This is a genomic window from Micromonospora zhanjiangensis (assembly GCF_042650605.1).
In the GTDB taxonomy this organism is placed as follows: domain Bacteria; phylum Actinomycetota; class Actinomycetes; order Mycobacteriales; family Micromonosporaceae; genus Micromonospora_J; species Micromonospora_J zhanjiangensis.
Genome location: NZ_JBHSBN010000027.1, coordinates 51797 through 75674, shown reverse-complemented (window position 1 = coordinate 75674; position 23878 = coordinate 51797). Strand labels below are relative to the sequence as shown.

General features: G+C 73.2%; 26 protein-coding genes and 1 pseudogene. 11 read left to right on the top strand and 16 right to left on the bottom strand.

From position 1 onward, the window contains the following. Positions 1-33: 33 nt before the first annotated feature. The 3 genes and pseudogenes from ACFOX0_RS27755 to ACFOX0_RS27745 form a co-directional block, all read left to right on the top strand. Positions 34-939: pseudogene (locus tag ACFOX0_RS27755) on the top strand (phytoene/squalene synthase family protein); the annotation flags it as partial. Positions 940-1070: 131 nt separating this feature from the next. Next, the gene (locus ACFOX0_RS27750; protein WP_377551454.1) at positions 1071-2396 is read left to right on the top strand and encodes a cryptochrome/photolyase family protein; all 1326 of its coding nucleotides are present in this window, start codon (positions 1071-1073) and stop codon (positions 2394-2396) included. A 51-nt stretch (positions 2397-2447) separates the two neighbouring features. Beyond that, entirely contained in the window at positions 2448-3812 is a 1365-nt protein-coding gene (locus ACFOX0_RS27745) for a dihydrolipoyl dehydrogenase family protein (RefSeq protein ID WP_377551452.1), read from the top strand. A gap of 52 nt (positions 3813-3864) precedes the next feature. Here the strand turns inward: ACFOX0_RS27745 and ACFOX0_RS27740 are convergent, their stop codons facing one another. Next, positions 3865-4638 carry a crotonase/enoyl-CoA hydratase family protein gene (locus ACFOX0_RS27740; protein ID WP_377551450.1) on the bottom strand — a complete coding sequence of 258 codons (774 nt, stop codon included), beginning with the start codon at positions 4636-4638 and terminating at the stop codon, positions 3865-3867. 246 nt (positions 4639-4884) lie between these two features. Further along, positions 4885-6570 carry an alpha/beta fold hydrolase gene (locus ACFOX0_RS27735; protein WP_377551448.1) on the bottom strand — a complete coding sequence of 562 codons (1686 nt, stop codon included), beginning with the start codon at positions 6568-6570 and terminating at the stop codon, positions 4885-4887. 151 nt (positions 6571-6721) lie between these two features. On the opposite strand from ACFOX0_RS27735, the gene ACFOX0_RS27730 reads away from it, so the two are divergent. Continuing rightward, the gene (locus ACFOX0_RS27730; RefSeq protein ID WP_377551446.1) at positions 6722-7858 is read left to right on the top strand and encodes a sensor histidine kinase; all 1137 of its coding nucleotides are present in this window, start codon (positions 6722-6724) and stop codon (positions 7856-7858) included. Continuing rightward, positions 7855-8529, top strand: coding sequence for a response regulator transcription factor (locus tag ACFOX0_RS27725; protein ID WP_377551443.1), 675 nt, complete (start codon positions 7855-7857; stop codon positions 8527-8529). The genes ACFOX0_RS27730 and ACFOX0_RS27725 overlap by 4 nt, the downstream gene beginning before the upstream one ends. 103 nt (positions 8530-8632) lie before the next feature. Here the strand turns inward: ACFOX0_RS27725 and ACFOX0_RS27720 are convergent, their stop codons facing one another. Beyond that, a complete protein-coding gene (locus ACFOX0_RS27720; protein ID WP_377551481.1) occupies positions 8633-8815 on the bottom strand; it encodes a helix-turn-helix transcriptional regulator in 183 nt (60 codons plus the stop codon). A gap of 94 nt (positions 8816-8909) precedes the next feature. Between ACFOX0_RS27720 and ACFOX0_RS27715 the strand changes: the two genes are divergently transcribed. Continuing rightward, entirely contained in the window at positions 8910-9152 is a 243-nt protein-coding gene (locus ACFOX0_RS27715) for a hypothetical protein (protein WP_377551441.1), read from the top strand. Continuing rightward, a complete protein-coding gene (locus ACFOX0_RS27710) occupies positions 9149-9424 on the top strand; it encodes a hypothetical protein (protein WP_377551438.1) in 276 nt (91 codons plus the stop codon). The genes ACFOX0_RS27715 and ACFOX0_RS27710 overlap by 4 nt, the downstream gene beginning before the upstream one ends. Before the next feature lie 192 nt (positions 9425-9616). On the opposite strand, the gene ACFOX0_RS27705 is transcribed toward ACFOX0_RS27710, so the two are convergent. Next, complete coding sequence (locus tag ACFOX0_RS27705) at positions 9617-10669, bottom strand: NAD-dependent epimerase/dehydratase family protein (protein WP_377551435.1); 1053 nt, start codon at positions 10667-10669, stop codon at positions 9617-9619. Positions 10670-10841: 172 nt separating this feature from the next. On the opposite strand from ACFOX0_RS27705, the gene ACFOX0_RS27700 reads away from it, so the two are divergent. The 3 genes from ACFOX0_RS27700 (at position 10842) to ACFOX0_RS27690 (ending at position 13222) form a co-directional block, all read left to right on the top strand. After that, the gene (locus ACFOX0_RS27700; protein WP_377551432.1) at positions 10842-11693 is read left to right on the top strand and encodes a Rieske 2Fe-2S domain-containing protein; all 852 of its coding nucleotides are present in this window, start codon (positions 10842-10844) and stop codon (positions 11691-11693) included. Between the two features lie 223 nt (positions 11694-11916). Further along, positions 11917-12504, top strand: a complete 588-nt coding sequence (locus tag ACFOX0_RS27695) for a hypothetical protein (RefSeq protein WP_377551429.1) — start codon at positions 11917-11919, stop codon at positions 12502-12504. Between the two features lie 43 nt (positions 12505-12547). Beyond that, complete coding sequence (locus ACFOX0_RS27690) at positions 12548-13222, top strand: hypothetical protein (protein WP_377551426.1); 675 nt, start codon at positions 12548-12550, stop codon at positions 13220-13222. 137 nt (positions 13223-13359) lie between these two features. Here ACFOX0_RS27690 and ACFOX0_RS27685 read toward each other — a convergent pair whose 3' ends face one another. The 12 genes from ACFOX0_RS27685 to ACFOX0_RS27630 all read right to left on the bottom strand — a co-directional run bounded on the left by ACFOX0_RS27685 (position 13360) and on the right by ACFOX0_RS27630 (position 22496). Then, positions 13360-14460, bottom strand: coding sequence for a LysM peptidoglycan-binding domain-containing protein (locus ACFOX0_RS27685; protein WP_377551424.1), 1101 nt, complete (start codon positions 14458-14460; stop codon positions 13360-13362). Positions 14461-14492: 32 nt separating this feature from the next. Then, the gene (locus tag ACFOX0_RS27680) at positions 14493-14885 is read right to left on the bottom strand and encodes a pilus assembly protein TadG-related protein (RefSeq protein ID WP_377551421.1); all 393 of its coding nucleotides are present in this window, start codon (positions 14883-14885) and stop codon (positions 14493-14495) included. A 116-nt stretch (positions 14886-15001) separates the two neighbouring features. Next, positions 15002-15526: a TadE/TadG family type IV pilus assembly protein gene (locus ACFOX0_RS27675; RefSeq protein WP_377551417.1), complete on the bottom strand. Its 525-nt coding sequence runs from the start codon at positions 15524-15526 to the stop codon at positions 15002-15004. Between the two features lie 3 nt (positions 15527-15529). Then, on the bottom strand, positions 15530-16009 hold the full coding sequence (locus ACFOX0_RS27670) for a TadE/TadG family type IV pilus assembly protein (RefSeq protein ID WP_377551415.1): 480 nt from the start codon (positions 16007-16009) through the stop codon (positions 15530-15532). A gap of 5 nt (positions 16010-16014) precedes the next feature. Continuing rightward, positions 16015-16221 carry a hypothetical protein gene (locus tag ACFOX0_RS27665; RefSeq protein ID WP_377551412.1) on the bottom strand — a complete coding sequence of 69 codons (207 nt, stop codon included), beginning with the start codon at positions 16219-16221 and terminating at the stop codon, positions 16015-16017. Positions 16222-16253: 32 nt separating this feature from the next. Further along, positions 16254-17117, bottom strand: a complete 864-nt coding sequence (locus ACFOX0_RS27660) for a type II secretion system F family protein (RefSeq protein WP_377551479.1) — start codon at positions 17115-17117, stop codon at positions 16254-16256. Continuing rightward, the gene (locus tag ACFOX0_RS27655; RefSeq protein ID WP_377551477.1) at positions 17117-18067 is read right to left on the bottom strand and encodes a type II secretion system F family protein; all 951 of its coding nucleotides are present in this window, start codon (positions 18065-18067) and stop codon (positions 17117-17119) included. The genes ACFOX0_RS27660 and ACFOX0_RS27655 overlap by 1 nt, the downstream gene beginning before the upstream one ends. After that, the gene (locus ACFOX0_RS27650) at positions 18022-19581 is read right to left on the bottom strand and encodes a CpaF family protein (RefSeq protein ID WP_377551410.1); all 1560 of its coding nucleotides are present in this window, start codon (positions 19579-19581) and stop codon (positions 18022-18024) included. Before ACFOX0_RS27650 ends, ACFOX0_RS27655 begins: the two co-directional genes overlap by 46 nt. Beyond that, the gene (locus ACFOX0_RS27645; RefSeq protein WP_377551407.1) at positions 19571-20371 is read right to left on the bottom strand and encodes a ParA family protein; all 801 of its coding nucleotides are present in this window, start codon (positions 20369-20371) and stop codon (positions 19571-19573) included. The genes ACFOX0_RS27650 and ACFOX0_RS27645 overlap by 11 nt, the downstream gene beginning before the upstream one ends. Positions 20372-20374: 3 nt before the next feature. After that, a complete protein-coding gene (locus ACFOX0_RS27640; protein WP_377551404.1) occupies positions 20375-21043 on the bottom strand; it encodes an SAF domain-containing protein in 669 nt (222 codons plus the stop codon). Further along, a complete protein-coding gene (locus ACFOX0_RS27635; RefSeq protein ID WP_377551401.1) occupies positions 21040-21936 on the bottom strand; it encodes a hypothetical protein in 897 nt (298 codons plus the stop codon). Before ACFOX0_RS27635 ends, ACFOX0_RS27640 begins: the two co-directional genes overlap by 4 nt. Then, a complete protein-coding gene (locus ACFOX0_RS27630) occupies positions 21930-22496 on the bottom strand; it encodes a hypothetical protein (protein WP_377551399.1) in 567 nt (188 codons plus the stop codon). The genes ACFOX0_RS27635 and ACFOX0_RS27630 overlap by 7 nt, the downstream gene beginning before the upstream one ends. Before the next feature lie 476 nt (positions 22497-22972). On the opposite strand from ACFOX0_RS27630, the gene ACFOX0_RS27625 reads away from it, so the two are divergent. Beyond that, the gene (locus ACFOX0_RS27625; protein ID WP_377551396.1) at positions 22973-23755 is read left to right on the top strand and encodes a prepilin peptidase; all 783 of its coding nucleotides are present in this window, start codon (positions 22973-22975) and stop codon (positions 23753-23755) included. Positions 23756-23878 lie beyond the last annotated feature (123 nt).

Below are 23878 nucleotides of genomic sequence, written 5' to 3'. Positions count from 1 at the left end.
TCGATTGGTGCGTCGAATTCCAGGGAGGGGCCGGTGGACACCGATCTCACCGAGGCTTATGAACGCTGCCGTGAGCTGCACAAACGGCACGGCCGCACCTACTATCTCGCTACCCGGCTGCTGCCCGCATGGAAACGCCGACATGTGCACGCCCTGTACGGCTTCACCCGGTACGCCGACGAGATCGTCGACCGCACCGAGGACCTTCCCCCCGCCGACCGGGCCGCCCTGCTCGCCGACTGGTCCGACCGGTTCCTGGCCGGCCTGCACGGCGAGCCGGTGGACGACCCGCTGCTGCCCGCGGTGCTGCACACCATCGCGGTCTTCGACCTGGACCGGGCCGACTTCGCGGCGTTCCTGCGCAGCATGGCGATGGACCTCACCGTCGGGTCGTACGCCGGCTACGACGACCTGCTCGACTACATGGAGGGCTCGGCCGCCGTCATCGGCACCATGATGCTGCCGATCCTGGGCAGCTCCGACCCGGCCGCAGCCCGGGAGCCGGCCCGCCAACTCGGCTTCGCCTTCCAGCTCACCAACTTCATCCGGGACGTCGCCGAGGACCTCGACCGCGGCCGCACCTACCTGCCCGACGAGGACCTGGCCGCGTTCGGCGTCACCCGGGACGACCTGGTCGCCGCCGCCGCCCGGGGCGCGGCCACCCCCCGGATCAAGGACCTCATCGAGTACGAGGTGACCCGCGCCCAGGCCCACTACGCCGCCGCGGCCCCCGGGATCGTGCTGCTCTCCCCCGCCTCGCAGGCCTGCATGCGCACCGCGTACGCGCTGTACGGCGGCATCCTGGACGAGGTCGCCGCCGCCGACTACGACGTGTTCGTCCGGCGCGCGGTGGTGCCCCGGGCCCGTCGGGCCGCCGTCGCCGGTCGGGCACTGGTCACCCCGACGGGCACCCCGGTGGTCGTACCCGGGCCGGCGATCGCCCCCGACGACCGGGCGGCGGACCGCGCGCGGCGCCGGACCGCGGACCCCCGGCCCGAGCCGACCGCCGACCGGTCCGGGTCGGTCGTCGAGCCGGCCGTGAAGCGCCGCGACGGCCGGGAGTTGTCGGGATGACCGGTCGGACCGCGGTCGTGCTGTTCACCCGCGACCTGCGGGTACGGGACAACCCGGCACTCGCGGCGGCCTGCGCCGGCTTCGAACGGGTGGTGCCACTGTTCGTGCTCGATCCCGGCCTGGCCGGCCGGTCGGCCAACCGGGACCGGTTCCTGCACGAGTGCCTGGCCGACCTGCGCGCGGCGCTGCGCGACCTCGGCGGCGACCTGGTGCTGCGGCACGGTGACCCGGTCGCCGAGACGATTCGGCTGGCCCGGGAGTTCGACGCGGAGGGCGTGGCGGTGGCCGGGGACGTGAGCCGCTACGCGCGGGCCCGGGAACGGCGGCTGCGGGCCGAGTGCGACCGGCACCGGATGTCGCTACGGATCTTCCCCGGGGTCACCGTGGTCGACCCGGGCGCGCTGCGCCCGTCCGGCGGCGGCGACCACTTCAAGGTCTTCACCCCGTACCACCGGGCCTGGTTGGCCGCCGACTGGCGGGCCGAGGTGGCCACGCCGGACCGGATCCGGCTGCCGGCCGGGATCCGCGTCGGTGACCTGCCCGCGCCACCCGCCGGCGACTCTCCGCACGTGGTGCCCGGCGGCGCGGGGGCCGGCCGGGACCGGTTGCGCCGCTTCGCCCGGCTGGCACCCGGGTACGGCGACCGGCACGACGACCTGGCCGGCGACGGCACCTCGCACCTGAGCCCGTACCTGCGGTTCGGCTGTCTGTCCCCGCTGGCCGTGGCCCGGGCGGTCGGCGACCGGGACGGGCCGTTCGTCCGGCAGGTGTGCTGGCGCGACTTCTACTACCAGGTGGCACTGGCCCGGCCCGGCCTCGCCACCGAGGCGCTGCGCGCCCGGGCGGCGGACGACTGGCGCACCGACGACGACGCGTTCACCGCCTGGGCGGATGGCCGGACCGGCGTGCCGGTGGTGGACGCCGGGATGCGGCAACTGCACGCCGAGGGCTGGATGCACAACCGAGCCCGGTTGATCGCCGGGGCCTTCCTGACCAAGTACCTGCGGCTGGACTGGCGATCGGGGCTGCGGGTGTTCGACCGGTGGCTGGTCGACGGGGACGTGCCGAACAACTCCGGCAACTGGCAGTGGGTGGCCGGTGCCGGCTTCGACACCCGACCGCACCGCGGCTTCAACCCGATCCGGCAGGCCGAACGCTACGACCCGGACGGTGACTACGTCCGCCGGTACGTCCCGGAACTCGCGGCGGTCGCGGGCAAGGCGGTCCACCAGCCGTGGCGGCTGCCTCCGGCGCTGCGCCGCACGCTGGACTACCCGCCGCCGCTGGAACCCGCCGGCGCCGAACCCGCCTGGCTCCGCTGACCGGGACCAGCAGCCCTGGTCGGTGGCGATCTTCTGGGGAATGCTGGGCGGGTGACTGAGGCGCAGCGGGTGGACGTGGTCGTCGTCGGACTGGGTGTCGGCGGCGAGGAGGTGGCCGGGAAGCTGGCCGAGGCGGGCCTGTCGGTGGTCGGCATCGAGGGCAACCTGGTCGGCGGCGAGTGTCCGTACTGGGGCTGCATCCCGAGCAAGATGATGATCCGGGCGGCCAACGCGCTGGCCGAGACGCGCCGGGTGGACGAGCTGGCGGGGCACGCCGCCGCCACCCCGGACTGGTCGATGGTGGCCACCCGGATCCGCGAGGAGGCCACCGACGACTGGGACGACAAGGTGGCCGTGGACCGGTTCACCGACAAGGGCGGCCGGTTCGTCCGCGGCTACGGTCGGTTGGTCGGCCCGGGCCGGGTGGCCGTCGGCGACCAGGTCTTCCAGGCCGGCCGGGCGGTCGTCCTGGGCACCGGCAGCGCACCCGCGGTGCCGCCGATCGACGGCCTGGCCGGCACGCCGTACTGGACCAACCGGCAGGCGATCGAGGTGACCGAGCTGCCGCGCTCGCTGCTCGTGCTCGGCGGCGGCGCGATCGGGCTGGAGCTGACCCAGGTGTTCGCCCGGTTCGGCGTACGGGTCGAGGTGATCGAGGGCAGCGACCGGGTGCTGGCGCTGGAGGAACCGGAGTCGTCCGCCCTGGTCGCCGCCGCGTTGACCGACGACGGCGTACGGCTCCGCACGAACGCCCGCGCCGAGCGGGTCGAGCACGACGGGCAGACCTTCACCGTACGGCTGGCCGGCGGCGGTTCGGCCACCGGCGAACGGCTGCTGGTGGCCACCGGGCGCCGGTCCGACCTGACCGACCTGGGCCTGGACACGGTGGGCCTGGACCCACGGGCCCGGACCCTGACCACCGACGACCGGATGCGGGTGGCCGACGGGATCTGGGCCGTCGGCGACGTCACCGGACACGGCGCGTTCACCCACGTCGCGATGTACCAGGCCGGCGTGGCGATCCGGGACATCCTCGGCCGGGGCGGGCCGGGCGCCGACTACCGGGCGCTGTCCCGGGTGACCTTCACCGACCCGGAGATCGGCGCGGTCGGGCTGACCGAACGGCAGGCCCGCGACCGCGGCCTGACCGTCCGGATCGGACACACCGACCTGGCCAGCTCGGCCCGGGGTTGGATCCACAAGGCCGGCAACGCCGGGTTCGTCAAGCTGATCGTGGACGCCGACCGGGACGTGCTGGTCGGCGCCACCTCGGCCGGGCCGGTCGGCGGCGAGGTGCTCGGCTGGCTCACCGTGGCCGTGCACGCCGAGGTACCGCTCGACAGGCTGCGCAACATGATCTACGCGTACCCGACCTTCCACCGGGCGATCGAGGACGCCCTGCGCAACGTCAGGTGACGGCCCGCCCGGTCCGGCCGGATGACCGGCCGGACCGGTACGGCTGGGCCGGTCAGTCGGTCGCGCCGGCGGGAGCGCCGTGCCGACCCACGCCGGACGCGAACCGGGCAGCACCGTCGGCCGCGTCGGCGGCGAGCGAACTCATCCCGTACGCCAGTTCGGCGGTCATCGCCTCCCCCTCGGGCAGGCCCTCGCCGGCCAGCACCGCGAATCGGTCGTTGCGCAGGCAGGTCTGCGGGAACGCGGCGATCTCGGCGGCCAACTGCTCGGCCGCCGCACGGGCCCCGCCGGGCGGTGCCAACCGGTTGACCAGCCCCATCCCGTACGCCTCGACCGCCGGCACCGGACGCCCGGTGAGGATCAGATCCATCGCCCGGCTCTGTCCGATCAGGCGGGGCAGCCGGACCGTGCCACCGTCGATCAACGGCACCCCGAACCGGCGGCAGAACACGCCGAGGACGGCGTCCGACTCGGCGACCCGCAGGTCGCACCAGAGCGCCAGTTCCAGCCCGCCGGCCACCGCGTACCCGGAGATCGCCGCGATCACCGGCTTGCCCAGTCGCATCCGGGTCGGCCCCATCGGGCCGTCGCCCTCCGGCTCGACCCGGTTGCCGCGGGCCGTGCCGATCGCCTTCAGGTCGGCGCCGGAGCAGAAGGTGCCGCCCTCGCCCCAGAGCACGGCGACGCTGGCCTGGTCGTCGGCGTCGAAGGAACGGAACGCGTCCGCCAGGGCCCGCGCCGTCGCACCGTCGACGGCGTTGCGACTCTCCGGCCGGGAGAGGACCACCGTGGTCACCGGCCCGTCGTGCTCCACGCGTACGGTCACCGCTTCAGCATGCGCGCACCGGCCACTTCCCCGCCAGTCATCGGGACGGAGTCCAGAAATGCGAATGCGCGTGTGGCCGCCGGGCAGCCGCCGTCGACCACCGAAATCGGCCGCGGCCTGCCGAGACACCGATGCCCCCGGTTCCGGGCGGAACCGGGGGCATCGGTGTTCCTCGTTACCTGCCGACGGCGTAGCCGCGCAGCACGGTCTGCTCGACCGGGCGCCGGAGCCGGGCGGACGGCAGAATCACCGGCGGGCGGGCCAGGAGAACGGCACCGCCGCCGACGGTGTCCCGCCCACCGTCGGCTCCGACGGCGCCGGACCCGTCGCCGCGGCGGTGGCGGTCCCGCCGTCGGGCTGCTCGCCGCGGCAGGATCCACCGTCCGGGCTCCCGGTGTCGAAATAGTCGACCAGATGCCGCGCGCACTCCGGCACGAACGGCAGGGAACCGTGGATGAAGTCGTCGACGGTGAACACCTCACCGCCGATGGCGTCCCGCATCTGCCGCACCCAGGGGTACGGCGTCGAGGCCTCGTACCGGTGCCCGGACATCTGCAACGACGCGCCGTTGCGACGGAGCGGGAACGACTGCACGGGCAGCGTCCACCCGGCACAGGTCGGGCGTAGCGCGGTCAGGTCGCCGGTGACCGGATACCGGTCGAGGTTCGTCCGGTACCCGCGCCACAGCGGCTCGAAGTCACGGGAGCTGGTGTCCTCGTTGCACAGGTACGCCTGGCCCGCCGTGGCGTTGTCCCGCTCCGGGGCGCCCGCCGGTGGGGGCGGCGGCGGACCGGACGGACCGCCCACGACCTCGCGCACCGGTTGCGGCGCGGGACCACCGTCCACCGCGGTCCGCATCGCCACGAGGATCTGCCCGGCCTGTTCCCAGTGCAGGTTCGGGGCCGAGGCCAGGAACGAGATGAAGCTGCCGTCGAGCGGCACGGGCAGGTCCGAGAACCGCCAGGGTCGGGCGTCCGCCCGCTGTCGCATCCCCAGCACCGTGGCCCGCACCTTTGCCGGGGTGTCCCCGAGGCCGTACCCGTCGTTGCGGGCGGCGAGCCACCGCGCGAAGAGCGCGAAGCCTTCCTCGGTCGCCCGGGCCGACGCGTCGAACCGGTAGGCGAGGTCGTACGCGCGCGGGGACACCACGCTGTCCAGCCACATCCGGCCGATCGTCGCCGGGAACATGCTGCGGTACACCGCTCCCAGCTGGGTGCCCCACGAGACCCCGAAGTAGCTCATCCGCCCCTCGCCCAGCGCCTGCCGGATCCGGTCCAGGTCCCGGGCCACGTTCGCCGTTGTCAGCTGGGACAGGAACGCGGGATTGGCGGACGAGCACCGGGCCGCCTGGGCCGCCCATTGGTCGTACGCCTGCCGCAGCGTCGCCCTGGTCCATCCGCCGACCGGCGACGGCCCGGCCCCCGGCCCGTCCGACGGGCAGTCGTACGAGGTGCTGTAGCCGATGCCGCGCGGGTCGAAGCCGATCAGGTCGTACCGCTCGCTGAGTCGGGCCGTCGTCGCGTTGGTGAGCATCAGCTGGGCCGGCATCAGGTAGCCACTGCCGCCCGGCCCTCCGGGGTTCATCGCCAGGCTGCCCAGCCGGTGTGCCTGGTCGCTCGCGCGCAGCCTGGTGAGGGCGATGGTGATCTGCTCTCCGCCCGGGGCGCGGTAGTCCAACGGCACGCTGACCGTGCCGCAGTCGGTGCGCGCCCACAACTCACGGAACCTCGCCCGGTCCGCCGGGCGGATACGCAGGTAGTCCAGCACCTCGTCGGAGTACTGCGGGCACTCCTGCCATTGGATCGTCGCCGGTGGTGCGGCCGGGTTCGCCGTCGACCCGGCCTGGGCCGTGGCAGTGGGCACGAGACCGGCGATGACCAGGCCGACCCCGGACACCACCGCCAGCACCCTCGCTCGTCTGCTGCGACTCATGTATGGCCTCCTTCGCGCGGCGGGATGCCGCGTACCCGTCTGTCTACGCATCGGCGGGAAACAACAGCGTCACAGCCCTCGTTATCGTCGTGTTACCGACCAGCGGCGATACTCGGGGCCGGACAGGGTCTCGACCGGAAGGCGATGGAAGTTGTCGATCCGATGGCCACCGCAGACGATCCGCGCGCGCCTGACGCTGCTGTACACCTCGCTCTTCCTGGCCTCGGGGATCGCGTTGCTGGTCCTCGTGGCGGTCCTGGTGTTCCGCCAGCCGATCCTCGTCACGTTCGAGCCGAAGCCGGGATTCCGCGGCCCCGACGTTCCCGGGCTGGCCCCGCTACCGCCACCGGCCCCGGCCGAGCTGTCCGTGACCCCCACCTGGCACACCGTCCAGGCGCTGCTCGTCACGTCGGGGATCGGGCTGGCCGTGATGGCCGTCGTATCGACCGCGCTGGGCTGGGCGGTCGCCGGCCGGGCACTGCGTCCGCTGCGGATCATGACCGTGACGACCCGCCGCATCTCGGAGCGCACCCTGCACCAACGGCTGGCCGTGGCGGGCCCACGGGACGAGCTGACCGAGCTGGCGGACACTGTCGACGAGTTGCTCGCCCGGCTGGAACAGGCATTCGAGGCGCAACGCCGGTTCGTCGCGAACGCCTCCCACGAACTGCGTACGCCCCTGGCGATGATGCGGACCTCGGTGGACGTGGCGGTCGGCAAGCCGGCACCGGTGCCGAAGCAGGTCACGGTGCTGGCCGGCAAGCTGTACGAGGGCCTGGACACGGCGGACCGGCTGCTTGAGGGACTGCTGCTGCTCGCCCGCGCGCAGAACAGCGCGGCCACGCCGGTGCAGGTGGTGCGGCTGGCCGATCTGGCCGACGCGGCCGTCGGCGCCCGGGCCGAGCCGCTCGCCGCGAAGCGGCTCGTCGTCGACTGCCGGGCGGATCCGGTCACGGTGGTGGGCAACGCGACCCTGTTGCGCAGCCTGGTCGACAATCTGGTGGAGAACGCGATCCGGCACAACGAGCCGGGCGGTTGGCTGCGGATCAGGGCTGACGCCCGTGGTGGCCGGCCGCGGCTCACCGTGGAGAACGGGGGACCGGTGCTGGACCAGGCCGCCGTCGACCTGCTCGGGCAACCGTTCCAGCGCCTCGGCTCCGCCCGGACGTCGCGGCCCGGCAGCGGACTGGGGCTGTCCATCGTGGCGGCGGTGGCGGCGGCGCACGGCGGGACGCTCGTTCTGCGCGCCCGACCCGAGGGCGGACTGTATGCGGAGGTGCGGTTGTGAGAATCCTGGTCGCGGAGGACGTACGCCGCCTCGCCGACGACATCGCCGAAGGGCTGCGGGACGAGGGCATGGCCGTGGACGTCGCCTACGACGGCCTCGCGGCGGCCGAGAAGGCCGCCGTCACCGGGTACGACGTCGTGGTCCTCGACCGCGACCTGCCCGGTCTGCACGGCGACCTGGTCTGCCGGCAGGTCACGCGGTCGGCCGACCCGGCGATGGTCATCATGCTCACCGCCGCCGGCTCACCGGACGAACGCGTCGCGGGCCTGCGACTGGGCGCCGACGACTACCTGGCGAAACCGTTCCACTTCTCGGAACTGGTGCTGAGGATCCGGTCCCTGGCCCGGCGTAGGCCGTCCGCGCGGCCGCGACTGCTCAGCCGCGCCGGTATCGAACTCGATCCGGTGCTGCGCACGGCGACCCGGCTCGGCCGACCGCTGCGCCTGTCCCGCAAGGAGTTCGAGGTGCTGGCGGAGCTGATGGCGGCGGCACCCGCGCCGCTGAGCGCCGAACAGCTCCTGGAGAAGGTCTGGGACGAGTACGCCGACCCGTTCACCAAGACGGTCGCGGTCACCGTCGGCCGGCTGCGTCGCCGGCTCGGCCCGCCGGACGTCATCACCACCGTCGCCGGTGCGGGATACCGCATCGGCGACGGTCCGCCGGCCCCCTGAGGTCTCCGGCAGCTCGAGAAGTTCCCGGAGCGCCGTTCGACACTGTTCTACTCGTCGTTGCTGAATACTCGGGCGTCCGTACCCTCACCTTTCCTCGACGCGATCACTCCTCGTCGACGAGCGGCGGCCGGTACTTCGCGGCCCAGGCCCGGATGTCCTCACCCCGCCAGATCTTCCCCACGGCCAGCACGGTGGCGGGTTCCGGAAAGCATGGATCCCGTTCGGCCATCTGATGGACCCGCTGGCGGCTGACCCCGAGAAAGTCCGCAATCTCCGGCATGGACATCAACTCCACGACAGGGACTTTCCGGTTGAGCAGCTTGATCCGGGGCAAGAGCCCTCTTGACCGGGGTAAAACGGCAGGCAATCAGCATCGGTCCATGCGCAAGCAGAAAACCCTCAAACCCGTACCTCTGGCTCTGGTCCACCGGTCGGTGTGGCGGCGATGGCGGCGGTGGTGTGTCTGCGGCCTGCGGTGGCGGCGGTGTCCCGACCGGCGGCTCACGGCGCTCAACACCCGGAACGAGCGGCTGCCGCCCTACTGGGTGTCGGCGACCACCGACGAGTACGACCAGCTCGCCCGGGCCCGCGTCTGGCGTCGGCGGAACGCGGGGCACTGGTGAATCTGCCGCCCCGGCTGCGGACGCACGTCCCGCTGCGGCCGCTGTGGCTCTGCCGGAACTGCGGCACGCCCTGGCCGTGCGCCGTCGCTCGGCTGTCGCTGAAGTGCGAGTACTGGGACCGCCGGGCGGACCTGCCGGTCCTCATGGCCGAGGTGATGCACGAGGCGGTCACCGAGTTGATTCGGATCAACCCGGTCGAGCTCGACCCGACCGACGTGTTCATCCGCTTCATCGGCTGGACGCAACGCATCCCCGACCGTCCCTCCGGCTGACAACGCCGCCACGCCGTCTCACCGCCCCGACTCGTATCGAGTCTTGGACAAGTAGCGTTCGACGCGAACGGAACCTGTCCAAGACTCACCGCGCCTGGCCGGCCGGCGGCGGCGGGTCTCGGCGGCGCGGGCGGTGGGCCTCGGGGGCGGGTGGGCCGGGGCGGAACGGGTGGATGAGGGCAGGACGGTCGGTCAGGCGGGATTGAAGCCGAGGCGACGGCGGGTCCGGCTGCTGGCCGGGCGCAGCGCGGCGCTGGTCGTACCGGCACCCTCGGCGATGCCCGTCATCAGCTCGCGGACCGTCTGCTGGGCGTCCCGGCCGGGGCGCCAGCCCAGCTCGCGTTCGGCCCGGGAGCAGTCGACCAGCGGTACGGCGGTGGTGAGGTCCAGCCAGGCCGGTTCGGTCCGCACCAGATGCAACCGCCAGGCCAGCCGGGTCAGCCCGCGCAGCAACATCAACGGGGTGCGCACCACCGTGGCGCCCACCTCCTCGGCCACCATCCACGGGTCCAGCACCGGATCGGTGGCGATGTTGAACGCACCGCGCGCCGAACTGCGCAGCGCGCAGACGTACGCCCGTGCGGCGTCGTCGGCGTGCACCACCTGGCCGCGCAGCCGCCGGTTGCCGGGCAGCAGCCGCACCCGGCCCGGCCCGAGCAGGGCGCGCAGGGTGTGCCGGCCCAGGAAGTACCGGGTGACCTGGGCGCCCGCGTCGTGCTGGAACACCAGGGCGGTACGCAGCCGGATCAGTTGCAGGTCCGGCTGGTCCCACTCGCAGCCCTCCAGGAACGCCTCCACGGCGGCCTTGTCGGCGCTGTAGCCGGAGACGCCGATCCCGGTGGTGGGCCAACCCTCGTCCACCCGGCGGTCCTTCGGCCCCGGCGCGTACGCCGCGACGCTCGACGCGTAGACGATTTTGCGGACACCGGCGTCCCGCATCGCGCACATCACCCGCCGGGTGCCGGTCAGGTTGGTCCGGCGCAGCCGGGCCCGCCGCTGGCTCGGCTGGATCTGCCAGGCCAGGTGCACCACCGCGTCGACGCCCTTGAACACCTCGGTCAACGGTTCGAGGCTGCTCGGTTCGCCCAGGTCGATCGAGTGCCACTCCACCCCCTCGTACGGGCTGGTGTCGGCCGGGGGAAGACGCCGGGCGATCCCGACCACCTCGATGTCCGGCTCGTCCGCCAGTTGCCGAAGCAGGGCGGTGCCCACGTTGCCGGTTGCCCCGGTGACGGCGATCCGCATGGCCGTGACTACCCGCGGCCCGGGCCACCATGCCGATCCCCAGGCTCGACCGATTAATCGGGTTTGGGTGGTTTGTTGTCACGCCGGCGTGACAACAGGCGCCGGGCGACCCGTTCGGGACATCGTCGCCGTCGAACCGTTTACCGGCCGGATCCGGGGGAACCCGTTAGGGATGCGACAACTGCTGACCAAGCTGGAGCAGGCGTCCGGGCTGGACCGGACCGGCGACCGACTGCAAGAGACCGTCCGCTCGGTCCTGCGCCCGCGCGGGCTGCGCGACCTGCTGCACGGGGTGTGGCTGGGGCATCCCCTACACCCGGCGCTGGTCCAGCTCCCGGTCGGCGCGTGGCTGAGCGCGGCCGTGCTCGACCTGCTGCCCGGCAACCGGCGGTCGGCGACCGTACTGGTGGCGGTCGGCACCGCCGGCGCGCTGCCGGCGGCACTGTCCGGCGCCAACGACTGGGCCGAGCTGACCACCGAACAGCGCCGGGTCGGGCTGGTGCACGCGATCGCCAACGGGATCGGCACCACGCTCTTCGTCGGCTCGCTGGCCGCCCGGCTGGCCGGGCGGCACCGCGCCGGCCGTACGCTGGGATTCCTCGGCCTGGCGGCGGCCGGCGGCGGCGCCTACCTCGGCGGTCATCTCGCCTACAAGCAGGGCGCCCAGGTCAACCAGGCCGCGCCGGACCTGCACCGGATGTCCGAGGGCTGGCGCCCGGTGATCGACGTGGCGAGCCTGCCGCACGAGAAGCTGGTTTCCCGGACGGTGGACGACGTCGCGCTGGTGGTCTACCGCGACGGCGACGACGTCTCGGTGCTGCTGGACCGGTGCCCGCACCAGAGCGGCCCGCTCAGCGAGGGCGACCTGGTCCGGGTGGACGGCCACGCCTGCGTGGTCTGCCCGTGGCACGGCAGCACCTTCCAACTGGACGACGGTGCCGTGGTGCACGGCCCGGCCGGCACCGACCAGCAGGTCCTGCCGACCCGCGTGGTCGACGGCGTGTTGGAGACCCGCCTGCCCTGATCGACCCGGCACCTCGACCCGGCATCTCGCGACCCGGCACCGACAGATCATCATTTTTGCCGCTTCATGATCTGCAAAGGTCCGCGAGATTTGATGTCGGTGAATTCGACCGGGCTCGGTCCATTGACACCGCCCATAGCCGGTTGCCATGCTCCTGGGACGCATCGGCACCGCATGGCCGAGGCGCATTTCTTTCCAATCCATTACGGGGGAAAACATGCGCATGTCCCAGACGAAGCGCGCCTACCTGGCAGCCACAGTGGCGGGATTCACGATCGCGTTGTCGGTCATTACGCCGGCCAGCGCCTACTCGGACGTTCTGCAGTCGGACTGCCAGTCGTCCAAGACCAATCCGACCATGACGTTCGACAAGGGGACCGCGCCCTACGGCAACCTCTACACCTACTACTCGTCGGCGGCCTACTGCGGCTCGCAGCTCATGGCGACCCGACGGAAGGTGACGATGAAGGCCGGCTCCGGCGACGGCACCAGCAACGACTGCACCAGCAACAAGGGATGGCTGCCCAACGGCTCCTACACCCCGCGCTACGAGGTGAACCACCAGACGAGCAGCACCGTGGTCAAGGGCTCCGTCTGGAACCTGGGCAACAAGCTGTGCTCCGCGGGCACCGTGACCCGGACCGAGTTGTTCATCCACTCGCAGGGCGGCAACGGCGGCAGCTGGACCGAGTCCAACTACAAGTCGGCCGGCTGCATCAAGATCAACCAGACCGACCGCACCTACCTGAAGAGCCTCTACGACCAGCCGGTCTACGGGTCGTCGAGCACCAAACTGACGGTGACGAGCTGAACAGGATCAGGCTCATGTCCCCATTCTGATCCCGGAGTCTCACATGCAGATCCGTAAGGTTCTCGTACTCACCGGAATTGTCGCCGCCGTCGGCCTCGCGGCATTCGCGGGGGTCGCCACCGCCGACTCGACGCCGGACCCGACCGTCCAGGCCGAGAAACTGCTGGCGTCCTACGGAAAGACCAACCAGAAACTGGCCGCCTGCATGAAGGAGAAGGGGCTGCCCTTCAACGGCGGCCTCGCGAAGTCGGACGTCGTCGACGCGTTCGGCACGATCGACCAGGGGGCACTCACCGCCAAGGTCCGCGAGCGCATCGCGGCCCGTACGGCGGCGACGCCCGACGATCCCAACGAGGCACTGTTCGCGGGGATGTCGGTCGAGCAGCAGGGCGTGTGGGGTGACGCCCTGAACGACTGCAGCGCGAAGGTCGACTTCGAGGCGTCGGGCGGTGCGGCCGGCCAGGCCAAGACCGCCGAATTGCAGCGCGCGGCCCTGAACAGCCCTGAGGTCAGGGCCGCATCGGCGACGTACGTGACCTGCATGCGGGGTGCGGGCTTCGCCGTGGACAGCGACCCGTTCGTGATCCCGCTGCACGTCGCCGAGGCCGAGCGCGGCACCACCGCGACCGACATGGCGACTGCCGCCAAGTACGACGCCGCCTGGCGCGGCTGCGTGCAACCGTGGCAGGCGGCACTCGACAAGAAACTGTTCGGCTGACCCGCTCGATCCCGTCAACCGCAGTGCCGGGTCCCTTGGCCCGCCGTCCGCCTCGTCGGGGGACGGCGGCCAGGGGACCCGGCCGTTTCAGGACGTACCGCCGCGGCGTACGTCCCGCCGGCCGGGACGCCCACCGGTCAGCGTCGGCCGCGGTGCCGCCCGCCGTCCGGGCCGCGGCCGGTGGCCGTCCGGCGCAGACCCAGCGCGGCGCCGACCTGGGCGCCGAGAATCCCGGCGAGGGAGAGCACCGCGGAGATCGCCAGCGGCCGGTTGACGCCGTCCGACGGGCCCTGCCGGGCGGCACCGACCCCGATCGTGGAGCCGTCTTCCACGGGCTGCGCGGGCACCACGTCCGGCGCGGGCCGCGCGGGAACGACGACGGGCGGATCGGCCGGCTCGGACTCCGGCGGTGACCCCGCCCGCCCGCCCGGGGCCGGCGGGACCGCGACCAGGCCGGTGGCGTGCTCCCGTACGCCGTGGTCGGCCGCCCGCGGCGGCAGGCGCAGCAGCTGGCCCGGCCGGATCCGGTCCGGGTTGCGGATCTTGTTCAGCTTCGCGAGTTCCGGATAGGAGTTGAAGTCGCCGAGGTACCGGCCGGCGATGTGGCCGAGATAGTCACCCCGCTCGACCCGGTACACCGGCACCGGCTCGTCGGCCGGCTCCGGCCCGGCCAGCCAGCCCGGGGCCGGCGCCGCGTGCACCGCCGGCCCGACCGCCGGGGCGACGGGCGCCGAGTTCTCCATCGACGAGGCGTACGGGGTGGTCGACTCCGAGGCGTACGACGCGACCGGCCCCGAGGCGTACCAGGCGGCGTGGCCGACGCCGTACGGCGCGGTCGCCACGACCGGTGCGGCGGCCGTCACGGACGCGGTCGCGGCCGGGCTGGCCGCCAGGATCAGCGCGACCGACCCGACCAGCGCCGCCGCGGCCCGCTGCTGGCGGCTCAGACCGGGCAGCCGCAGCGCCGGTCGGCGCATCGCCCGGGCCGGCAGCTCCACCAGTACGGACAGGGCGAAGGTGGCCCAGCCGGCCCAGCCGAGCAGGGCCAGCGCCCGCAGGAAGAGCTGCCCGTCGTCGCGGCTGGTCAGCAGCCTGCCCAACTCGGCGAGGCCGGGCAGGTGGTCGGGGAGTGGATTGCCGGCGAACGCGACCAGGGCCACCGGCGCGCCGCCGAGCAGTCCGATCAGGACGACGAGCGCGGTCAGGCCGGTGACGACCTGGCCGGTGCGCCGTGCCACGGAAACACCCGAGCCAGACATGACAGTCCTTCCTAAGGGGTCGGGGCGTCGAGGAGTCGAGCCGTCGCCGTCTCCCGGACGACGATCTCCCGTTGCCAACCGAAGAAGCGGAGCATGACGGGCTGGTAGACCAGGTCGACCTGCACCGTGATGGCCTGACCGTCGGGATCGACCACCGGTTCGGCACCGGTCGCCCCGGCGGCCTCCCGGTACGCCTTGGCCGCCGCCACGGCCGCCGCCGGGTCGAGCACCTTCCGGCCGCCCTCGATCGCCTGTCCCTCGTCGATCGACTGGCCGCCGGCACGGGCCGCCTCCGCGGCGATGTTGTGCGCCCGCTGCATGGCGAAGAGCTGTCCGGCACCGTCGACGGACAGACCGATGATCATGAAGACGGCGAACAGCCCGATCGCCAGGAACACACTCACCCGACCGGACTCGCGGCCCGGGACGGACTCGCGGCCCGGGACGGACTCGCGGCCCGGGACGGACTCGCGGCCCGGGACGGGCCCGTGCCCGGTGCCGGGGATGGGCGGGCGGCACCTCACCGCCGGCTCCGGAAGCGGTCCATCGGCGAGACGAAGCTGCGTCGCACGTCGATCGAGCCGGGCGTACCGGGCAGGCCCAGGTCGGCCAGAGCCACCGTGCAACGGACCGTGGCCACCACGAACACCAGTTCGCCGACCCGCTCCGGCGCGAACGCGTAGCCGAGGTCGACGTCGGTCCCGCCGGGCAGTTCACCGGTCAGCGTCACCGAGGCGGCCGGGTCGCAGGCCAGTCCCTGCTGGGCGAGCGCCTGCTCCACCGCCACCTCGCCGTCAGCACGCGCCTGTTGCTCGGTACGGGCGATGGACGCCGCCCGGGCCGCGTCGTGGGCGGCCAGGTCCACCGCGTTGCGGGCGATCACGGCCCGCCCGCCCACCACCGCCAGCCCGAGCAGCAGCAGGAACGCCGGGGCGAGGATCGCCACCTCCACCGACATGGAACCGCCGTCGGCGGGCCGGCCCCGCCACCGCCCGACCGACCGGCCCAGGCGACGCCGACCGGTGGAGGTGCTGCGTCCGGCCACGGCTCAGTCCTCCGGCACGAATCGCTCGACCGGGCCGCTGGCGCTCTGCCGTACCTCGATGGTGACGCCGGGCAGCAGGGTCAACGCGGTGCCCCGGACGGTGGCGGTGACCTGCCCACCGTCGGCCGGCTTGTCCACCTCGACCGAGGTGAGCACCAGCCAGCGTGGGGCGTTCGCGACGAATTGGCGGGCCGCCGCCTCTCCGTCGGCCGCCGTGCCACCCCGGTACGTCCGGCTCTCGGTCACCGCGATCTGGGCGGCGTTCAGGGCCAGTGCCCGGGCCAGGTAGTAGGCCGCCGCCTGGATCGAGATGATCAGCAGGACCAGGATTGTCGGCAGCAGGATCGCCAACTCGACCGGGCTCGCGCCGCGGTCCCGTTCGGCGGGCGCGCCGAGCCGCCGGACCGCTGCCACGGCCCGGCGCCGGACCCGGTTCGGCCGGCGATCCTCGGCGATCCGACCCGAATCGACGATCTGGCTCACCGGGGTCAGGGCGCCACGGCGGGCGGGATCAGCGCCGTCCAGCCATCGATCGCCGTCGCCGCCACGGCGAGGATCCCGGCCGCCAGCACGGCCAGCCCGGCGATGATGATCGCGGTCGGCACCGGGCTGTCCCCCCGGTCCGCCGGGTCGGTCCGGCGCAGCTCGTCGATCCGGCGCAGCGCACTCGCGTAGAGGTAGCTCAACAGGGCCATCGGGTTGCCGCCTTTCGGTCTACGGACGGGGGTCAGATACGGCTGACGAACGGGTAGAGGACGAAGCCCATCAGGACGAAGACCAGCAACGCGCCCGGTACGTCCAGCCGGGCGGTCACCGCCTCGGCCCGGGCCAGGTTGTCGGTACGGATCTGGTCGCGCAGCGAGTCCGCCCGCTGCCGCAACGTGTCGTGCACCTGGGCGCCCTCCGCGCCGGAGGACTGCATGATGGCGCCCACGTCGCCCAGCTCCGGTACGCCGATCTCCTCGGCCAGGTCGCGCAGTTCCTCCCACGGCGAGTGCATCTGCAACTGGGCCAGCCGCAGGGCCTCCCGGATCCGTTCGAAGACCCAGCCGTCGCAGACCTGGGCGGCCCGTTCCAGCGCCTGCACCGGACCGTGCGCGGCGGACAGTTGCAGCGCGACCAGGTCCAGATAGGTGCAGACCGCCCGGCTGAACTCCCGGCGGGCCCGGGCCGCCCTGGTCAGCACGTCCTGGTGCGCCACGACGGCGAACAGCACGGCCAGCCCGAGTCCGGCGACGGCCGGGACCGCCACCGGCAGGGAGATGCCGACGACGGTCAGCACCAGCCCCGACACCGGCGGCAGGGCCAGCCCGATGAGGCCGGAGAGCAGCACCGACAGGGCGTACTGCTCGGGTGAGCGGTCGAGCAGCGCCAGGTCCCGGGTGGGTGGGCGCAGCCACCGGGCCGGGCCGCCCAACCACTGCAGGCTGTTGCCGGTCGGCCGGCCGGGCGGCCGGGCGGGTTGGTGCAGCCGACGCAGCGCCGGACCCAGCGCCGGGGTCACCGGCATCAGCTCGCGGACCAGGACGAACACGCCCAGCCCGACGGTCGCGCCGCCCACCACCGCGATCGCGAGCTGCCAGTTGAGGATCACGCGATCATCTCCTCCGGATCCGGCGCGGCGAGGAACCGGGCCGGTCGCGGCGGTTGGCTCATCGCCCGTACCCAGACCAGCAACGCCACGAAGGCCGCGCCGAGGCCGACCATCACCAACTGCCCGACCGGGGTCCGGTACGGCTCCATGTACGTCGGGTTGACCAGCCCGTACGCCAGCACCAGCAACGTCATCGCGGTCAGGAACCGGACCGCGAACCGGGGCTGGGTCCGCTTCGCCTCCACCTCGCGCCGGGTGGCCACCTCGGCGGCGGCGCCGGCGCTGATCGCGGCGAGCACGTCACCGAGCCGCTCGCCGCGGTCGGTCAGGTGCAGCAGCAGGGCGGCGACCACCTGGTCGCAGACCGGGTCGGCGATGTCCTCGGCGAACGCGAGCAGCGCGGGTCGGCCCAGCCAGCCGGCCTGCAACCGGGCGGCGAGCAGGCGTACCTCCTCGTCGATCTCCTCGGGCGCGGTTGCGACGGTGCCGATGATGGCCTGCTGCAGGCCCTGGCCGGTGGACGAGACGTCCTTGAGTCGGCGGGTCCACTCGCCGACCGCCTCGATCCGGGCGATCGCCCGTTTCTCGGCCCGACCGACGGTGAACAACCACGGCGTGCCCGGCACCGCGACGGCGACCAGCAGGCCGACCACCGGCAGCCCGGTGAGCAGGAAGGCGAGCGCGCCGGCCAGGCCCGCGAAGAACAGCAGCAGCCGGTAGCGGCGCCGCTCGCGGCGGCTGGGCCCGACGCCCGACCACAGCGTCCGCAGCCACCGTCCGGCCGGGCCGGCCGGCCGGCCCGGCCGCCGGGTGCCGACCACCGCCAGCACCGTGAGGACCAGCCCGGCCACGCAGGAAACCCCGGAGAGTACGGCGATCAGCTCGATGTTCGACGGCAGAGTCATCCGGATCGCCGCCCGAGCCGGGTGTGCCGGGGACGACGCCAGGCGCCCACCCCGGCCTCGATGTACCGGGACAGCAGCCGGGCGTCGTAGCCGACCCGCAGCAGCTGGTCGCGGATCCGCTCCGGCAGGTGCCGCGGCACGGCCCGGCCGTCCGGTCCGGGGCCGAACACGGTGGTGGTGGTGATCCGGCTGCTGTCGCCCACGCCGATCACCTCCTCGACGTGCGAGACGAACCGGTGCTTGCGACCGCCGATCGCGGTTTCGTCCTCGACGGTGACGTAGACGATCAGGTCCAGCGCGTTGCCGGCCATCCGGCGGGCCTGGTCGACGGTCATCTCCCGGCCGTGCGCCAGCGCCAGCTCGATGATCCGCTCACCGACCCCGGCCGGGGTACGGGCGTGGATGGTGCACATCGACCCCCGGCTGGTGGTCATCGCCTGGAGCATCGGCACGATCTCCCGGGACCGCACCTCGCCGACGATGATCCGCAGTACCCCCATCCGCAGCGCCAGCGGGATCAGGTCGGCGATGCTGACCTCACCGGCCGGCCGGCCGTCGGGGCCCCGCTCGCCGTGACCCTCCCGGGCCTCGAAGCTCATCACCGCGCGGTGCCGGTGCCCGCGCCGGGCGGGGAGCAGTTCGCGGCTCTCCTCCAGCAGCACGTACGGCTCGTCCGGCGGGATCTCGTCCATCAGGGCCCGGATCACGGTGGTCTTCCCGGCCCCGGCGAGACCGGCCACCATGATGTTCAGCCCGGCCCGCATGGCCGCCCGCAGGAAGTCGCGGATCAGCACGTCCAGCATCTCGTCCAGGTCGCCCCGACCGCCGGTGATCTCGTCCAGCGTCACGTCCAGCGTGTTGTGCTTGCGGATCACCGCGTACGGGCGGTGGCTGACCAGGAAGACCGCGGCCAGCCGGCTGCCGTCGGGCAGTTGCAGGTCCAGGGTGGGCTTGGCGGTGGACAGCGACCGTTCGGTGGCACCGGCCCGGCGGGCGGCGGCCTGCAGGATCTCCACCAACTCCTCGTCGCTGTCGGCGATCGGCTCGCCCCAGTCGACCCCGCCGCCGTGCCGGGTGATCCGTACCTGGTCGCAGCCCAGGATGTGCACCTCCTCGATCGAGGAGTCGACCAGCAGGGACTGCAGCCGGCCCAGGCCGACGAGTTCGGCGGTGACCTGGTCGAGCAGGGCGCGTTCGGCGCTGGCCGCCATCGGCGTACCGGCCCGGCGGACCGAGTCGGCGTACGCGGAGACCACCGCGGCGGCGAGCCGGGCCCGTTCGGCGTCCTCCTCGACGACGGTGAAGTCCCGGCCGCGTTGCCACTGGGTGAGCCGTTCACTGAGTTCCCGGCGCAGCTCCCGGACCACCGCGAAGTCCACCCGGGGTCGGGCCGGTGGCGCGACCGGACCCGGCGGGGGTGGCGGTGGCGGCGGCGCGCCGACCGGCGGCGCGGCGACCACTCCCGGCGGCGGGTGCGGGTACCGCCCGTTCGGGGCGATCGGCACGGCCGTCGAGGTGGCGCCGCGCGGGTCGTGGGACACCGGTTCAAACCGCATGGGGCGCCTCCGCGTCGGTCGGCCAGGTCAACCGGGCCCGTTGCCGGTCCAGCAGCGACCGCACCGGCACCTCCAACGCGCCGGCCGCGCGCATCAACGGCCGCCCGCCGCGCACGGTCCCGCCGTGGCTGAGCACCTCGGCGGTACGCGGGTCGTGCGGCAGGTGCGCGATCACCGGCAGCCGCAGCGCCTTGCTCACCTCGCCCCGGCCGTGCCCGTCACCCACCAGCAGCAGGCGCAGCGACCCGGGCGGCACCCGGTGCTCGGTGAAGTCGCGTTCGATGGCCCGGACCGTGGCCCGGGCGCTGGACAGGTCCGGCAGGTGGGCGGCGGTGACCACCAGCACCACGTCCGCCGCCCGCAGCAGCGGCCACGGCGGCCCGACGACGTGCAACCGGCCACAGTCGACGATCACGTCGTACGCCGGTCGGCCCCGGCCCAGGCCGGCGAAGAAGTCGGCGAACCGCTGCCAGAGCGGGCTGACGCTGCCCGCCTGGACCGGGTCGACCACGCCCGGCAACAGCAGCCGTTCCCGCCTGGGCGCGTCCAGGTCGACCAGTTGGGACCAGAACGCCGTCTCCAGGTTGCCGTCCCGCAGTTCGCCGACGGCCAGTTCACCGATGCCGCGCGGGCCGTCCAGCACCCCGCCCAGGTAGCCGGCCAGGACCGAGCCGCCGGCCGGGTCGCACTCGGCGAGCACCACCCGGTGGTGCCAGGACAGCGTGCAGGCGAGCGCGGCGGTGGTGACACCGGGCGACCCCTTCGCGGAGACCAGGGCGATGACGGCCACCGGTCAGGCCGATCCGACGAGGACGACGGCGAGCCGATTGTCCGCGGCGAGCGCCACCACGGCCGGCACGTCCCGCACGGCGAGCGCGACGTAGACCACCACACTGGTCTTGTCCGGGTTGACCGCGTCGATGACGACGCCGTCGAACCGGGTGCTCGTCGTGCTGCCGTTGCCGCCGCCGGTGGCGTTGCGCTGCGGGGTGCTGATCAGCAGCACCCGGTCGCCCGGGTTGAGTTTCCGGGCCGGCACCTGACTCGGCTTGAGGCCCACCGCGACCTGCTGCTGGCCCGGGCCGAGCAGCGGCTTGTCGGTGAGCTGCCGCATGGTCAGCAGCGTGCCGGGGACCAGCGCCACCGCCGCGCGCTTGCCGATCACCTTGTCGAGGTCGGCCGCCTTGACCGGGCTGAGGCCCTGACCGCCGGCCACCTGCACCCGGGACAGGTCGTCGGCGGTGAGCGCGGTGCCGACCGGTACGGCCCGGGCCACGGCCAGATAGCTGCCGGTGGCCCGGACCGACGCGACGGCGAACGCCGAGCCGAGGCCGCCGAGCGCGACCAGCAGGACGGCCAGCCCGAGCAGGCCGGGCCGCATCCGTCGCTGCCGGACGACCTTGGGCGGCGCGACCGGCGCGTCGACCGGCCCGGAGCCGGCACGGGTGGTGGATACGGTCACTGGGTCACCACCTGGAGTTCGGTGATTCGGATCGGAACGGTGGGACTGGTCCGGGTGATGTCGGGGAAGCCGCCGGTCACCCCGCTGCCGGTCACCCAGGTCACCTGCCAGTGGGTGGTGGCGGTGACCCGGTAGCCGCCCGGGCCGCTGGCCCTGCCGTACCCGTCGTAGCCGCAGGTCGGTGAGCGGCCGGCCTGGCCGGTGTGCTTCGTACCGGGGTTGTCGCACTCGACCGTGTCGCCGTTGCCCATGTCCCAGACGGCCTTGACCACGGCGGCGGTGATGGTCACGGTGAGCCCTCGGTCGCTGGCGCTCCTGCTGATCGGCCCCCAGTGCCCCCGGTCGCCGCTGGTCCACAGCCAGACCGGCAGGCCGACCAGGCCGGCCGCGCCGTCCCGGGCGTGCGGCGCGATGCCCACCGGCGGTTCCTCCAGGGTGATGCTGGCCAGCAGCCGGGCGGCGATCTCGCCCGGGTCGGGCGGCGCGCCGAACCCGTCGGGCGGCCCGTCCAGCAGGACCGGCTCCTGGGAGCCGATCCCGTCGCCCGCGCAGCTGCGCAGGTACATCTGCTTGCCCGGCGGCACGTCGGCCGGCTGCGGCTCGGCGAGCTTGTAGTAGCAGCCGTCGCTGGGGTTGAACCAGCCGAGCAGTTCGTCGTAGCAGGGCACCGGCTGGCCGGCGCGGGTGCACTTGGCGGCGCTGCCGCCGCCACCGCCGCCGGGGTTGCCGGGGTTCCCCGGCTTGCCCGGCGTGCCGGGCCGGCCGTCCCAGACGTCGCAGTTGGTCTGTCCCGGCGGGCAGTCCGCCCCCGGACCGTCGGCCGCCGCGGCGCCGGCCGGCCCGACCACGCCGACGGCGAGCAGGAGCACCAGTACGGCCGCCCGGATCAACATGGCTGGTCCGGGTGCGCGGCGCCGGCGCTGATCAGCCAGCGACCGTCCGGGTAGCGGGTGGCCGTGGCGGTGGCCAGGAACCGCCCGTTCTCCGAGCCCGGTACCACAGCCTTGGTCTTGCGGTAGACCAGCCGGTAGCCGGTGGCGTCGAGGCAGTCCTGGATCGCCACCGTCGGGGGGACGGCGTCGAGGTTGACCTCGGTCACCGTCGGGTCGGACCTGAGCGTTCCGGTACGCATCGCACCGTGCTCCTTCGCGTCGCGAATGGCGAGCCGGACCCGGGTGAGCAACGGATCCGCGAGGTATTTCTTGAGTTCCGGGTGCAGCGGATCGGCTGATCTTTCCGCTTCCCGGGAGGCGGCGAGATATCCGGCGTACGCGTCGAGCGCCGATTTCCGGGCGGCGTCGGCGGCCGGTCCGACGTTGGACCGGTCGGCGGCGCCATCGGCGACGGGTGCCGTGTCGTCCGGCCCGGGTGGGGTCGAACAGCCGGCACCGAGACCGAGCGCCAGAATGGCGACGGGGACCGCTGTGCGCCGGCACCTACGCTGTGCTCGCAACGGCACGACCTCCCCTTCCGGAGAAGGATCTGCCCGATCCCATTTCCGTCACCACAAGCAGCTCAAGGCGGTTGTACATCGTCCAGGGGGCGAGCATAGGCTGACCGCCGGTAATGCGACAGGGGGCAATTTTCGCCAGTACTCACCGTTACGATCGTTCGATGATCTCGCTCCATTGATATTTCCACCCATAATTGATCAAGGCGGAGTCATGAAGGATGCGTCATCTTTTCGGCGTGCGAATCTTGGTACGGAGTCGGGCCCTGTCACGCGGCCGACCTCCACAATTGACCGACCGCATCCCGGCCGACCGACGACGACGGGTCAGGCAATTGATCGAATCGTGCCCGGCGAATCGTCCGTCAAGAATCCGAATCTTTCATACCGTGGATTCTCGCCGCCATCTTGCGGCAGGCTTGTCACTCACAGTATTCGGCTTTGATCTCCTGATCCGCGCCCACCCCTCGGAAGGTCCGATGTCCGACGTCGAATCCGTACCGCCCCCGCCCACCCGGCCGGCACCGGTCCGGCCGGCACCCGGCCTGGCTGCACTGGCGGTCACCCCCGTGCTGCGCCGGTTGGTCGCCGCCTGGTCGGTGCCGGCCGGGACGGCCCGGCGATCGGGCTGCCCCGATTGCGGGACACCGATCGGGTCGAGCCTCCGATCCCCCCTGTCGCCGCTGGCCCGGTGCGGGCACTGCGGCGGCCGGGTCGGGGCGCCGCCGTTCACCGTCGAGCTGGCGCTGGTGGCGGCCCTCGGGGCGGTGGCCCTGGCCGGGCGACCGGTCGCCGAGACGGTCGCCTTCGCCTGGTGGGCGGTGTGCGCGGTGCCGCTGGCCTTCGTCGACCTCGCCGTACACCGGCTGCCGGACCGGCTCACCTGGCCGGCGGCGGTCGGCACCTGGGCGCTGCTCGGCGTCGCGGCGACCGTCGCCGGGGACGGTCCCGCCTGGGTGCGCGCGCTGCTCGCCGCGTGGGCGGTCGCGCTGCTGTTCGCCGGTTCGACCCTGCTGCTCGGCCGCCGGGGCTTCGGCCTGGGCGACGCCAAGCTGGCCCTCGGCGCGGTGGCCGTGCTGGGCTGGCTCGGTTGGGGCGCCGTGCTGTTCGGCCTGCTGCTGGCCTTCCTCGGGGCGGCGGTGTGCGCCGTGGTGCTACTGGCGGCGGGCCGGGTGCGCTGGTCCGGCCACCTGCCGTTCGGTCCGTTCCTGGCCCTCGGCACCCTGGTCACCCTGGCCCTGACTTCCGTGGGATTCCCATGACCCGGCACGGAATCCGGTGGCCGAGGTCGGCTGGACGCGTCGAGCCCGCCGGGCGGCGTCGGCGACCAGCGAGCTTCACTGGCTCCAGCGCCGGTGAACGGCCTGTCGACCAGCGCGGCTGGC

Coding starts and splice junctions, on each gene's coding strand:
- ACFOX0_RS27625 (WP_377551396.1), top strand. CDS start 22,973: ATGTCCGACGTCGAATCCGTACCGCCCCCGCCCACCCGGCCGGCACCG.
- ACFOX0_RS27735 (WP_377551448.1), bottom strand. CDS start 6,570: ATGAGTCGCAGCAGACGAGCGAGGGTGCTGGCGGTGGTGTCCGGGGTC.
- ACFOX0_RS27690 (WP_377551426.1), top strand. CDS start 12,548: ATGCAGATCCGTAAGGTTCTCGTACTCACCGGAATTGTCGCCGCCGTC.
- ACFOX0_RS27650 (WP_377551410.1), bottom strand. CDS start 19,581: ATGCGGTTTGAACCGGTGTCCCACGACCCGCGCGGCGCCACCTCGACG.
- ACFOX0_RS27750 (WP_377551454.1), top strand. CDS start 1,071: ATGACCGGTCGGACCGCGGTCGTGCTGTTCACCCGCGACCTGCGGGTA.
- ACFOX0_RS27665 (WP_377551412.1), bottom strand. CDS start 16,221: ATGGCCCTGTTGAGCTACCTCTACGCGAGTGCGCTGCGCCGGATCGAC.
- ACFOX0_RS27720 (WP_377551481.1), bottom strand. CDS start 8,815: ATGTCCATGCCGGAGATTGCGGACTTTCTCGGGGTCAGCCGCCAGCGG.
- ACFOX0_RS27695 (WP_377551429.1), top strand. CDS start 11,917: ATGTCCCAGACGAAGCGCGCCTACCTGGCAGCCACAGTGGCGGGATTC.
- ACFOX0_RS27700 (WP_377551432.1), top strand. CDS start 10,842: ATGCGACAACTGCTGACCAAGCTGGAGCAGGCGTCCGGGCTGGACCGG.
- ACFOX0_RS27705 (WP_377551435.1), bottom strand. CDS start 10,669: ATGCGGATCGCCGTCACCGGGGCAACCGGCAACGTGGGCACCGCCCTG.
- ACFOX0_RS27635 (WP_377551401.1), bottom strand. CDS start 21,936: ATGTTGATCCGGGCGGCCGTACTGGTGCTCCTGCTCGCCGTCGGCGTG.
- ACFOX0_RS27715 (WP_377551441.1), top strand. CDS start 8,910: ATGCGCAAGCAGAAAACCCTCAAACCCGTACCTCTGGCTCTGGTCCAC.